This is a genomic window from Amycolatopsis sp. CA-161197 (genome assembly GCF_050942255.1).
In the GTDB taxonomy this organism is placed as follows: Bacteria; Actinomycetota; Actinomycetes; order Mycobacteriales; family Pseudonocardiaceae; genus Amycolatopsis.
In genome coordinates, this window is the sequence record NZ_CP192059.1 from 5,369,004 (window position 1) to 5,381,260 (window position 12,257).

At 69.9% G+C, this 12,257-nt stretch carries 10 protein-coding genes; 6 read left to right on the forward strand and 4 right to left on the reverse strand.

Going from position 1 to position 12,257, the window contains the following annotated elements; all coding sequences use genetic code 11:
* Positions 1–56: 56 nt before the first annotated feature.
* Positions 57–875 carry an SAM-dependent methyltransferase gene (locus ACQPXB_RS24950; protein WP_366590150.1) on the forward strand — a complete coding sequence of 273 codons (819 nt, stop codon included), beginning with the start codon at positions 57–59 and terminating at the stop codon, positions 873–875.
* A 454-nt stretch (positions 876–1,329) separates the two neighbouring features.
* Here the strand turns inward: ACQPXB_RS24950 and ACQPXB_RS24955 are convergent, their stop codons facing one another.
* Both ACQPXB_RS24955 and ACQPXB_RS24960 read right to left on the reverse strand, forming a co-directional pair.
* Complete coding sequence (locus tag ACQPXB_RS24955) at positions 1,330–2,637, reverse strand: M20/M25/M40 family metallo-hydrolase (RefSeq protein WP_432844625.1); 1,308 nt, start codon at positions 2,635–2,637, stop codon at positions 1,330–1,332.
* The gene (locus ACQPXB_RS24960; protein WP_366590156.1) at positions 2,630–3,457 is read right to left on the reverse strand and encodes a M55 family metallopeptidase; all 828 of its coding nucleotides are present in this window, start codon (positions 3,455–3,457) and stop codon (positions 2,630–2,632) included. Before ACQPXB_RS24960 ends, ACQPXB_RS24955 begins: the two co-directional genes overlap by 8 nt.
* A 238-nt stretch (positions 3,458–3,695) precedes the next feature.
* On the opposite strand from ACQPXB_RS24960, the gene ACQPXB_RS24965 reads away from it, so the two are divergent.
* From ACQPXB_RS24965 to mptB, 5 genes are all read left to right on the forward strand, one after another.
* Complete coding sequence (locus tag ACQPXB_RS24965) at positions 3,696–5,462, forward strand: ABC transporter substrate-binding protein (RefSeq protein ID WP_366590172.1); 1,767 nt, start codon at positions 3,696–3,698, stop codon at positions 5,460–5,462.
* 6 nt (positions 5,463–5,468) lie between these two features.
* Positions 5,469–6,497 (forward strand): ABC transporter permease, encoded by a 1,029-nt coding sequence (locus tag ACQPXB_RS24970; RefSeq protein WP_366590158.1) that lies wholly within the window; start codon positions 5,469–5,471, stop codon positions 6,495–6,497.
* Positions 6,494–7,414, forward strand: a complete 921-nt coding sequence (locus ACQPXB_RS24975) for an ABC transporter permease (RefSeq protein WP_366590160.1) — start codon at positions 6,494–6,496, stop codon at positions 7,412–7,414. The genes ACQPXB_RS24970 and ACQPXB_RS24975 overlap by 4 nt, the downstream gene beginning before the upstream one ends.
* Positions 7,411–9,063, forward strand: a complete 1,653-nt coding sequence (gene nikE, locus ACQPXB_RS24980) for a nickel ABC transporter ATP-binding protein NikE (protein ID WP_432844626.1) — start codon at positions 7,411–7,413, stop codon at positions 9,061–9,063. The genes ACQPXB_RS24975 and nikE overlap by 4 nt, the downstream gene beginning before the upstream one ends.
* A gap of 158 nt (positions 9,064–9,221) precedes the next feature.
* Positions 9,222–10,784, forward strand: a complete 1,563-nt coding sequence (mptB, locus tag ACQPXB_RS24985; RefSeq protein ID WP_366590165.1) for a polyprenol phosphomannose-dependent alpha 1,6 mannosyltransferase MptB — start codon at positions 9,222–9,224, stop codon at positions 10,782–10,784.
* On the opposite strand, the gene ACQPXB_RS24990 is transcribed toward mptB, so the two are convergent.
* Both ACQPXB_RS24990 and ACQPXB_RS24995 read right to left on the reverse strand, forming a co-directional pair.
* Positions 10,781–11,347 carry a hypothetical protein gene (locus ACQPXB_RS24990; protein WP_432844627.1) on the reverse strand — a complete coding sequence of 189 codons (567 nt, stop codon included), beginning with the start codon at positions 11,345–11,347 and terminating at the stop codon, positions 10,781–10,783. The genes mptB and ACQPXB_RS24990 overlap by 4 nt on opposite strands.
* Positions 11,348–11,494: 147 nt before the next feature.
* Positions 11,495–12,232, reverse strand: a complete 738-nt coding sequence (locus ACQPXB_RS24995) for a hypothetical protein (protein ID WP_366575991.1) — start codon at positions 12,230–12,232, stop codon at positions 11,495–11,497.
* Positions 12,233–12,257 lie beyond the last annotated feature (25 nt).

Below are 12,257 nucleotides of genomic sequence, written 5' to 3' on the forward strand. Positions count from 1 at the left end.
TACGGTGGCCGCCGGTCGACGTCGGAGCGCAACCGCTTAGCGGTACGTTGCTACCCATGAGCGAGCTCGACGACGACTTTGCGATGGTCATCGATCCGACCGTGCCGAGTACCGCCCGGGTCTACGACGCGGGCTTGGGCGGCAAGGACAACTACGAGGTCGACCGGGAAATGCTGCGCAAGGTCCAAGCCGTGGCACCCGAGGTGACCGAACTGGCCGTCGTCGCTCGAGAATTTCTGATCCGCGCCGTGCGCTTCCTGGCCCGCGACATCGGCATCGACCAGTTCCTCGACTGCGGGTCCGGGCTACCCACCGCCGAGAACGTCCACGAGGTCGCACAACGGTCCAACCCCGACGCGCGCGTGGTCTACGTCGACAACGATCCGGTGGTGCTCGCCCACGGCCGCGCGCTGCTGGCCGACAACGAGCACACCCACATCGTCCGAGGCGACATCTTCCAGCCCGCGAAGCTGCTGGCCGATCCGACCGTGCGCGGCGAGCTCGACTGGGACAAACCCCTCGCACTCATCCACTCGATGAGCATGCACTTCTGCGCCGACGACCCGGCCGCCGTACTGCGTGACTACCTCGACGCCCTGCCGTCAGGATCGTATGTGGTGCTCAGCCACGCCCTCGACCCCGAAGACGACGAGTACAGCGCCGTCGCCCGCAACATCGAACGCGTATATCAAGGCGCCTCCTCAGGGCGGATCCACTTCCGCACCCGCGCCGAGATCAACACCATGCTCGCCGGCCTCGAGATCCTCGAGCCCGGCCTGGTCCAGCCGGCCGACTGGTGGCCCACGGGCCCTCGCATGCAGCCACTCAAACTCTCCGATCACTGCCTTCTCGCAGCCGTGGCCCGCAAACCCTGACCGAGCCGCTGACGCGGCGGCAGGTACGGTGGCCGCGCTGCCCCTTGTGGATTTCGCTGAGGATGGTTCTTGGCCATGATCGAGGAGTACCTCGCCGACCTCATCACCGCCGGCGAAAACCTTTCTCCGCCTTCAGACCAAGGACCCACCCCATGAGCGCCCTGACCGGGCACGAGAACACCACGCTTCTCGTGCGGCGCGGCCCCTCAGGCTCGGGCAAGACCACAGTCGCCGAGGCCGTGCGCTCCGCTACGCGCCGTGGTCTAGACAGCCGGTGAGCGGCTAGTCGGCGGCGGCGCGTTCAAACGGAGCTGGTGTGGCGGCCGTAGCCTGACCCTGTGCTGCCGAGCTCATGGGATGAATGGGCATGGTGGTGGCGATGAAACTCGAGCGGACCCGGCGCGGCTCGATTGGTGCGGCCGAGTAGACCGACGCGGCAACAAAAGGGTGCGTCCTAACAGGACTCCAAGAACCGCTTCAACACCCGCGTCCCGAAGCGCAGCCCGTCCACCGGTACGCGTTCGTCCACGCCGTGCGCCATGGCGCGGTACGGGAAGCCCTCGGGTAGCGACAGGGGAGCGAAGCCGTAGCACGCCATGCCCAGCCGGGAGAATGCCTTCGCGTCCGTGCCGCCGCCCATGCAGTAGGGCACCACCACCGCGTCGGGGTCCTCGGCGCGCAGGGCGGCGGCCATGGCGTCGAACCACGGTGAGTCCACCGGGGCCTGCACGGGCGGCTGGTGCGCGACGAACTCGCGCGTCACCCCGGGGCCGAGCAGGGAGTCGAGGACCTCGAACAGTTCGTCCTCGGCGTCCGGCAGCACCCGGACGTCCACCTGGGCCGTCGCGGTCGACGGGATCACGTTCACCTTGTAGCCGGCGGACAGCATCGTCGGCGTGGTGCTGTTGCGGACGGTCGGCAGCACGAGCGAACCCGCCGGGCCGAGCCGCGCCACTGTCGCGTCCACCGCGTCACCCGAGGAGAGGTCCACGGGCACGCCCAGCGCCGCACCCGTGCGGTCCAGGAACGCCCGCACGGTCGGGGTCAGCCGCACCGGCCAGCGGTGCCCGGCGATGCGGTGCAACGCGTCGGCGAGCATGGTCACGGCGTTCTCGTCGTTGGGGCGCGAGCCGTGCCCCGCCCGGCCGCGGGCGGTGAGCTTGATGTGCGCGGTGCCGCGCTCGGCCGTCCCCACCGGGTACAGCCGCACGGCGCGCCCGTCGGCCGCCGGCACGTGGTAGCTGTAGCCACCCGACTCGCTGATCGCCGCGGCGCAGCCCTCGAACAGCTCCGGGTGCTGCGCGACGAGCCAATGCGCCCCGAAGTCGCCCTTGTCCTCCTCGTCCGCCACGAACGCCAGCACCAGATCCCGGCGCGGCCGCAGTCCCGACGCGACGGCGGAAAGCACCATCGCACAGAAGTCCTTCATGTCCACCGCGCCCCGGCCCCACAGGAACCCGTCGCGCACCTCACCGGAAAACGGCGGCACCGACCAGTCCGCCGCGTCCGCCGGGACCACGTCCAGGTGCCCCTGCACCAGCAGTGCCGGCAACGCCGGATCGGCACCCGGAATCCGCGCGATCACGTTCGCCCGCCGCGGCGCCGACTCCACGATCTTCGCCGCAACCCCGTGGCGTGCCAGGAATTCCGCGACGTACTCCGCCGCCTCCCGCTCGCCCTCGGAGTCCCCGCCACCGCGGTTGGTCGTGTCGAACCGGATCAGATCCGCGCAAAGCTCGACGGGGTCAGCCACGTCAGCCATAGATACCCTGCACCGCCCCCGCCGCGATGGCCGTGACCACCTTGAACGCCTTCATCGCCTCGGTCATGCTCGGCGCGTCGAACCCGACCCGGCGCGTGCCGATCTGCTCCACCGTCGGGATCACGGCCGTCGCCTGCGCCAGGTGGCTCGCGTCGAACTCCACCTCGATCCGGTGCCGCCCCGGCAGCCGCTCCACCCGCCCGGCCCGCACACACGAGTCCAAAGCCGCCGCGGTCAGCAGCTCGGAGGTGCGCGCCGGCGGCAGACAGATCGCCGCGTAGCGGCTCACGCACTCCTTCACCGGCACCAGCTCCGCTTCCGGAGCGTAGTCACGGGCGTCCTCACATGCCTGGTCGTCCCCGCTGACCAGCAGTACCGGCACGCCGTACTCCGCCGCCAGCGCCGCGTTGAGCCGGCCCTCGCTCGCGGGCACGTCGTCGAGCCACACCCCGGTGATCTGGTTCTCCAGGTACGTGTGCGAGAGCACGCCGTCGAATCCGGCGCCCGCGTGGTAACCGAGGAACACCACACCGTCCACACCGGAATCGATGCCCTGCATCATCGACAACGGCTTGTGGCGCCCCGTGAGCATCCGCGCCCGCGGATCCAGCTCCTCCAGCAACAGGTTCCGCTGCGACGAATGCGCCTCGTTCACCAGGACGTCGGACGCACCGGCTTCGAACAACCCCGCCAGCACCGCGTTGACGTCACCGGTGAACAACCGCCGGAACCGCTGCCAGGGCTCGGTGCCGGGCACGACGTCGTCGGTCCACGTGACGCCCGTGGCGCCCTCCATGTCCGCCGAGACCATGATCCGCATGCGGGCACTCTAGTCATCCTACGTCCGGCCCGGGGCGGAACACCCGAGGTCACGCACGGTGACGACACGCCGCACATAACGATCGGACACGCACAGTTGTCGGAACATATTGCGCCCTTCCCTCGGTATGTGGTTACTTTTCGGCTCTGGGGCTAGACGATGGGGTGGTCTTCAAGTGCGGATCAAGCACGTTCGGCGCGGGGTGAACCGCGTCATCGCGGTTCTGGCCGCGGGAACCATGGCGATTCTGCCGCTGGCGGGAACCGCCGCGGCACAGCAGCCGGCGCAGCCCAAGGTGCTGCGCGTGGCGCTCACGACCGGGATCGACCACCTGAACCCGTTCACGGCGTCGCTCGCGGCGTCGACACAGGTCGGCCGGTTCATCTACGAGTTCCTCACCATCCCGAGCGCGGACAAGGCCGAAGCCTCGCCCGCGCTCGCGGAGTCGTGGACGACCTCGCCCGACAAGCTCACCTGGACGTTCAAGATCCGCCAGGGCGTGAAGTGGTCCGACGGGCAGCCCGTCACCGCCAAGGACGCGGCGTTCACCTTCCAGCGCATGCTCGACGACGAGACCGCACGCACCGCGAACGGCAACTACGTCGCCAACTTCCAGAGCGTCGCCGCACCCGACGCCACGACGCTGATCATCAAGACCAAGGCCGTGCAGGCCACCATGGACCTGCTCGACGTGCCGATCGTGCCCGAGCACATCTGGGCGCCGATCAAGGACCTCAACGACCCGAAGACCGACGACCTGTCCGTGGTCGGCGTCAGCGACGGCCCGTACCAGCTCACCGAGTACAAGCAGAACGAGTACGTGAAGTTCAAGGCCAACACCTCCTACTGGCGCGGTGCGCCCAAGGTCGACGAACTGCAGCTGCTCGTGTTCAAGGACGTCGAAGCCGCCGTCAACGCCCTCAAGCAGGGCGAGGTCGACGTGATCAACCGGCTCACCCCGACCCAGTTCGACGCCCTCAAGGGCCAGCCGAACATCGCCACCAACCAGGCACCCGGGCGCCGCTACAACGAGATCAACATCAACTTCGGCGTCGAAGACGTGACCAACAAGCCCATCGGCAACGGCAACCCCGTGCTGAAGGACCTCCGGCTGCGCCAGGCCATCGCGGAAAGCATCGACACCAAGACGATCGTCGACCGGGTCATGGGCGGCTACGGCCAGCTCGGCGGCGGCGTCATCCCGCCGATCTACTCCGCCTACCACTGGGATCCCTCACCGGCCGAGGCCCGCAAGTTCGACCTCGCGGCCGCCAACAAGACTCTCGACGAGGCCGGCTACGCCAAGGGCGGCGACGGGATCCGCGTCGCGCCCGGCGGCGCGCGCCTCGAGCTGCGCCTGACCGGCCACGCCAACCGCGCGTTCGACCAGCGCACCGTGCAGTACGTCACCGGCTGGCTGCAGCAGATCGGCATCGCCGTGAAGCCCGAGCTCGTCTCCGACGAGGAGCTCAACGACCGCACCACCGCCGGCAACTACGACCTCGCGATCTCCGGCTACGCCACCAACCCCGACCCGGACTACGCGCTCGCGCTGCACACCTGCGCCGCGCGGCCCAACGCCCAGGGCAAGGGCGCCACCACCGACACGTTCTTCTGCGACCAGGCCTACGACGGGTTCTACAAGCAGCAGCTCACCGACACCGACCCGGCCACCCGCGCCGGCTACGTCAAGCAGGCGCAGGCCCGCCTCTACAGCCAGGCCGTGAACGTCGTCCTCGACTACGACAACGCGCTCGAGGCCTACCGCTCCGACAAGTTCTCCGGCTTCCAGACCCAGCCGCAGCCCCAGGGCTCGATCCTGGAGCAGACCGGCTACTGGGGTGTCTACGGTGCCGTCCCCGCCGGCACGGAGAACACCGCCGCCGAGAGCGGCGGCTCGAACACCGTGCTGTGGATCGTGCTCGGTGTCGTCGTGGTCGTCGTCCTCGTCGGCGGCGGCATCATGATCGGCCGGCGCGGCAAAGCCGCGGACGACCGGGAGTAGCACCTCTTGACGCAGTCACTCACCTCCGACCAGGCCGCGGTTCTCGTCGACCCCGACGAGAACCGCGGCGGGACCGGCACCACCCGGTTCGTCCTCACCAAGATCGCCGAAGCCCTCGCCAGCATCGTGCTGGTGATCGTGCTCGGGTTCCTGCTGTTCCGGCTCCTGCCCGGCGACCCCGTGGCGTTCATGGTCCGCGAACGCCCCACCGACCCCGTCCAGATCGCCGAGCTGCGCGACCGCCTCGGCATCGACAAGCCCCTGATCACCCAGTTCTGGGACTACTTCACCGGCCTGTTCCGCGGCGACTTCGGCACCTCCTACATCGAACGCCGGCCCGTGCTCGACATGATCGGCGAACGGCTGTGGCCCACGGTGCTGCTCGTGGGCAGCGCGACCGTGCTCGCCGTCGCGCTCGGCCTGTGGCTCGGCATCCGCGCCGCCTGGAAACGCGACAGCTTCTTCGACCGCGCCCAGACCGGCATCGCCCTGACCCTGTGGTCGGTTCCGCAGTTCTGGCTCGGCCTGCTGCTGCTCGTCGTCACCGGCGGCCTGTTCCCCAGCCGCGGCATGCACTCGCCCGACGCCGGACCCGGGTTCCTCGCCCAGGGCCTTGACGTGCTGCACCACCTCGTCCTGCCGTGCGTGACACTGCTTGCGGTGTTCTACGCCCAGTACATGCTGGTCATGCGCTCGTCGCTGCTGGGGGAGATGAACGCCGACTACCTCACCACCGCCCGCGCCAAAGGCCTGCGCGACGACCTCGTCCGCCGCCGCCACGCCGTGCCCAACGCGCTGCTGCCCACCGTGACCCTGGTGTTCATGCAGTTCGGCATGGTCGTCTCCGGCGCCGTCACCGTCGAGGCCGTGTTCAGCTGGCCCGGCCTCGGCCAGCTCACCTACGACGCGCTGCACGGCCCGGACCTGCCGGTGCTGCAAGGAGTTTTCGTCGTGCTCGCCAGTGCCGTCGTCCTGATGAACCTGCTCGCGGAACTGCTCTACCGCGTGCTCGACCCGAGGGTGCGCACCGCATGACCGCCCCCGCCACCACCGCGTCCGAGACGCCGCGCGCCATCGCGTGGCGCCGCCGCCGCGCCGGCATCGCCCGCACCTGGCACGAGTTCGCCGCCCAGAAGGCCGCGCTCACCGGGTTCGTCCTGCTCGTGCTCACCGTCCTGCTCGCCCTGCTGCTGCCGGTGATCAGCGACTCCAGCGGTCTCGACGTCACCCAGGCCACCGGCCGCCCCCTGAGCCCGCCCGACGGGCAGTTCTGGCTCGGCACCGACATCGACGGCCGCTCCGTGCTCCTGCTGACGATGTGGGGCACCCGGATCTCGCTGCTCGTCGGGTTCGCCGCCACGGTGCTGAGCGTGCTCATTGGCACCGTCATCGGCATCGCCGCCGCGCACTTCGGCGGCTGGATCTCCACGATCCTGCTGCGCTTCACCGACTTCTTCCTCGTCCTGCCCTCCCTCGTGCTCGCCATCGCGCTGTCCGCGGTGCTGCCGCAGGGGATCTGGACGATCGTGCTCGCCATCGGCGTCACCGCCTGGCCCAGCACCGCCCGGCTCGTGCGCGCCCAGACCCTCACCATCGAAAGCCGCCCCTACATCGAACGCTCCCGGGCGCTCGGCGGCGGCCACCTGCACGTCGTCGGCAAACACGTCCTGCCCGGCGTCGCGCCGCTCGTGCTCGCCAACACCACCCTGGTGGTCGGCAACTCGATCATCGCCGACGCGACCCTGTCGTTCCTCGGCGTCGGCGACCCGAGCTCCATCTCCTGGGGCGCGATGCTCGAAACCGCGCTCAACAACGGCGCCGTCAGCCGCGGCGCGTGGTGGAACCTGCTCCCGCCGGGCATCGCGATCGTGCTCGTCGTGCTGTTCTTCACCCTGGTCGGCCGCGGGCTGGAGACGGTGCTGAACCCGAGGCTCAAAGGACAACACTCGTGACCGCCCTGCTCGAACTCAAGAACCTCGGCGTCACCTACCGCACCGGCGGCGGCGAGGTCCCCGCCGTCCGCGGCGTCGGCCTGCGCCTGGAAGCCGGCGGCACGCTCGGCGTGGCGGGGGAGTCCGGCTCGGGCAAGTCCACCGTCGCCATGAGCGTGCTGCGCCTGCTGCCCCGCAGCGCCACCGTGACCGGCGAGATCCTGCTCGACGGCGAAGACGTCACCACGATGCGCTGGGGCCGCCTGCGCGCCGTGCGCTGGGCCGAGGCGTCGGTGGTGTTCCAGGGCGCCATGCACGCGCTCAACCCCGTGCGCCGCATCGGCGAGCAGATCGCCGAACCCCTGCGCCTGCACCCGCCCGAGACCGGCGCGCTGAGCGAGCCGCAGGTGAAAGCCCGCGTCGCCGAACTCCTCGAACAGGTCGACCTGCCACCGGCACGCGCCGGTGCTTACCCGCACGAGCTGTCCGGCGGACAGAAACAGCGCGTGATGATCGCGATGGCCCTGGCCTGCTCACCGCGCCTGGTGATCGCCGACGAGCCGACCACCGCACTCGACGTGATCGTGCAGGCCCAGGTGCTCGCGCTGCTGTCGAAGCTCGTGGCCGAACAGGACATCGGGCTCGTCATGATCAGCCACGACCTGTTCGTGCTCGCCGCCACCTGCGACCGCATCGCCGTGATGTACGACGGGCAGCTCGTCGAGGAACGCCCCAGCGCCGAGCTCATGGCCGACCCGCACCACGAACACAGCCGCGCGCTCGCCGCCGCGTTCCCCACCGTCGGCGACCCCGTGTCCCGCTTCGCCCCGGCCACCAGCACCCCGCTGCCGCCCGAACCCGAGCACCGCGCCGGCCCCGGCGACACCCCGCTGCTCGAAGCCGAAAACCTCCACGTCAGCTTCCGCGACCGGACCGGCAAGCGCATCCACGCCGTCAACGGCGTCGACCTCGCCGTGCGCCGCGACGAGATCGTCGCCCTGGTCGGCCAGTCCGGCTCCGGCAAGACCACCCTCGCCCGCACCCTGCTCGGCCTGCAGAAAGCCGACTCCGGCGCGATCCGCCACGACGGCAAACCCCTCCCCGCAGGCGGCGCCGCACTGCGCGCCTACCGGCGCAAGGTCCAGCTCGTCCTGCAAGACCCCACCAGCGCGCTCAACCCCACCCACACCGTCTACGAAGCCGTCGCGGAAGGCCCCCGCATCCACGGCCTGCCCGCCGAACGCGACACCGTGCTCAAGGCGCTGGAGGCGGCGGAGCTGCGGCCCCCGGAGAAGTTCCTCGACCGCCTGCCCCACGAGCTCTCCGGCGGCCAGCGCCAGCGCGTGGTCATCGCCGGCGCGCTCGCGCTCGAACCCGCCGTGCTCGTGGCCGACGAACCCGTCGCCTCCCTCGACGCATCCGTGCGCGGCGAAATCCTCGCCCTCCTGCTGCGGCTGCGGCGCGAACTCGGCCTCGCCGGGCTCGTGATCACCCACGACCTGGGCCTGGCCTGGAACATCGCCGACCGCGTCGCCGTGATGTACCGGGGCGAACTCGTCGAAACGGGCACCGTCGAGCAGGTCCTGCTCGACCCCCGGCACGAGTACACCCGCTCCCTGCTCGCCGCCCTGCCCGGCGGCACGGCCCAGCGCGCGACCACCGGCAGCTGAACGTTCCGGGCCACTTCCGGAAAAACGGCGTCCACCACCCACGGGCGGAACATTCACCCGGACCGCACGCCGGCCGCCCGAACAGGTGCGCGAAACGGCATCGGAGCGGGAGCCCGTGCGGTGAGGCGAAGATTCACCCGGTAATCTCCTGGATCGAAATGGCGACCACCACCGACTCCGCGCAGCCGTCCGCGATCAGCGCTCCGGACGCGCGATTCCTCACGCCCTCGCGCTTCCCGTACCGCACGATCGCGATGGGCACCATCGGGACCACGCTGCTCATGCTCGCCGCGCTCGGCGCCGGCGGGATCCTGATCCGCGACCCCGTCCTCGGCCACGGCCCGCTGTCGTGGATCCGCTACGGCCACGGCCGCGCGCTCGCCAACGGACTGCTCTACCTCGGCTTCGCGCTCGTCGTCTGGGCCTGGGTCCGCCTCGGCCGCTACGTGCTCGCCGGCCGCATCGGCAGCAAGCCCATCCTCGTCGCCGCCCTGTGCTGGATGGCGCCCCTGCTCGTGTCGCCGCCGCTGTTCACCCGCGACGTCTTCTCCTACCTCGGCCAGGGCGCCCAGCTGCTCTACGGGCTCGACCCGTACGCCAACGGCCCCGCCGAGCTCGACGTGCTCCCCAACGTGGTGCAGAACGTCCACCCGCTCTGGCAGACCACGCCCGCCCCGTACGGGCCGCTGTTCCTGCTCATCTCCAAGGGCATCGTGTCCATCACGCAGGACAACATGATCGCCGGCGTGATCCTCACCCGCGTCGTGCTGCTCGTCGGCCTCGGCATGACCCTGTGGGCGCTGCCGCGGCTCGTGAAGCACCTCGGCGGCAAGCTCCCCGTGGCGCTGTGGCTCGCGGTCGCCAGCCCGATGATGGTCATCCACCTCTTCGGCGGCCCGCACAACGACCTCATGATGCTCGGCTTCCTCACCACCGGCGTCCTCGCCGCCCTCGAGCGCAAGTACATCGTCGCCGTCGTGCTCGTGACCATCGGCATGCTGATCAAACCGACCGCCGCCGTCGCCCTGCCCTTCCTCGTCTGGATGTGGGCCGCGAACATGACCGGCGAGTCGAAGGTCAAGAACTTCTTCAAGGCCGGCGCCGCGTCCGTCGGGCTCTTCCTGCCCGTGTTCGTCGCCGGCACCTGGGTCTCGCTCGGCTCCCTCAACCTCGGCTGGTGGTCGGGCCTCGCGGCACCCCAGCTCATCGCCAACTGGCTCAACTTCCCGACCGGCATCGGCGAAGCCGTGTACAACCTCGTGCACCTCGTCGCCAACGTCCAGCCGTCGCCGTTCGTCACCGTCGCCCGCGCGATCGCCATGATCGGCCTCGCCGCGTTCGGCATCCGCCAGTGGTGGCTCGCCCGCGAAGGCGGCAGCAAGGCCGTGTACCGCGCCGCGATCACCCTGCTGGCCGTCGCGATCCTCATGCCGCCGACCCTGCCGTGGTACCTCACCTGGGGCTTCGTGCTCATCTCCGCGTTCCCCTGGGAACGCCGGAACCTCTCCGCCGTGGTGGCCGTGTCGGTCTTCGTGACCCTCGTGTACTACCCGACCGGCGAACAGGCCCTGTACGACTGGTGGTTCATCGCGATCGTCGTGGTCGTGAGCCTCTACGCGGCCGCGTCCCTGCTGCGCCCGGACCCCCTGGGCCTCATCTCGGCGTGGCGGCGACCGCGGGAAGACAAGTTCCTCCCCGCGGCACCCACCTCCGAGGGCTAGGGCCGCCCGAGCGCCTCGGCGAACAGCGGCGCGACCTTCGCCAACACGGACCGGCCCGGCTTGTCGACCCAGTCCGTGTTCGTGAAGACGAGCGACTCGGCCCGGTCACCCTTGCCCAGCACCAGCACACAGATCCGCACCCCGATGGGGTCGGTCGGCGCCGCGCAGAACCCGTACTGCGCATCCGCCACCTTCGGCGCCGTGAACTCGCTGACCGACCCGAAGTCAAGGTGCTGCACCGTCACGTGGCCACAAGCGAGCGCCTTCTTCACACCCGCCACGACCTGAGCACCGGTGTAACCGTCGTACTCGGCCACGAGCTGCGCGATCTCGCCGCTCTCGCTGTTCGAATGCGCCTGGGCGCCCAGCTTCGCTTTCGCGTCCCAGGGCTGCGCCGCACCGCAGGCGTTCACCAGCCGCAACGGCGTGGTCTCGCCGATGACGTACTCGACCGGCTGCACGTACTCGTCCTGCCCGACCTTCGCCAGTTCGTCCTCGGTCGGCAGCAGCCGCTCCAGCGTCGGCGGATGCACCACCGACGAAGGCGGCGCGCTACTCGACACGGGCGGCGCCTTCGTCGTCGCACTAGGCCCGGTCGTCGCCGCACCGGACGAACATCCCGCGACGATCACCGCGAGACCGGACACCGCCGCTGTCTTCCACAAAATCCGTCTGTGCACGCACCAAGATCGCCGATCACCCGGTGATCGTTACCGGTCCTTGGCGAACGCCGCGGCGAACATCGGCAGCGTCGTCAGCAGGCTCTTCTTCGCCTTGCCGGGTTTCAGGCCCTCGTCGTTGATCTCGGTCGATTCGAGCACCTCCGCCCGATCGCCGTGGGCGAGGAACAGGACGCACTTCCGGACATCAGGAGTGTCGGTGGCCGCGCCGCAGAACCCGTGCTGCGCGTCGACCCCGGGGAGCGCGGGGGCGGTGAACTTTTCGTCCACCTTGAAGTCCTCGGCCGTTTCGGTGAACGTGCCGCACGCCATGGCGGCCTTGATCTGGGCAACCACCTGCGCGCCGGTCACGCCGTCGTAGCGGCCCATGCGCTCGTCGACGGTCTCGGAGGTCAGTGCCGGGTTCGCGCCGCCGCCCATCTTGAACCAGCCGGCCGAGCTGCCCTCGACCACGGCCTTGTCCCACGACTCCATCGCCTCGTTCTCACAGGCGACGATGAGCTTCTTCGGGTACACGACGCTGATGGTCGACCGCGGCTGGTCCTCCACCGCGAACCCCGTCGGGGCCAGCGCCTCGTCCGTCGGCAGGAACTGCGACAGATCCGCCGGCTTCGGGATGTGCGACTTCCGGCTCGTGGTCGGAGGCGGGGTCGACGTGCGTGTCCCGATCCCGGCCTTCACCTCGCCCGAAGAGCATCCCGCGAGCACCAGCACGAGACCGGCTAAAACGACCGTTTTCCTCAGCACGGCAGCAAGATCGTCGATCACCCGGCGATCGTTAGCGGCCGTCGTC

Coding starts and splice junctions, on each gene's coding strand:
- mptB (WP_366590165.1), top strand. CDS start 9,222: ATGGCGACCACCACCGACTCCGCGCAGCCGTCCGCGATCAGCGCTCCG.
- ACQPXB_RS24950 (WP_366590150.1), top strand. CDS start 57: ATGAGCGAGCTCGACGACGACTTTGCGATGGTCATCGATCCGACCGTG.
- ACQPXB_RS24975 (WP_366590160.1), top strand. CDS start 6,494: ATGACCGCCCCCGCCACCACCGCGTCCGAGACGCCGCGCGCCATCGCG.
- ACQPXB_RS24955 (WP_432844625.1), bottom strand. CDS start 2,637: ATGGCTGACGTGGCTGACCCCGTCGAGCTTTGCGCGGATCTGATCCGG.
- ACQPXB_RS24960 (WP_366590156.1), bottom strand. CDS start 3,457: ATGCGGATCATGGTCTCGGCGGACATGGAGGGCGCCACGGGCGTCACG.
- ACQPXB_RS24965 (WP_366590172.1), top strand. CDS start 3,696: ATGGCGATTCTGCCGCTGGCGGGAACCGCCGCGGCACAGCAGCCGGCG.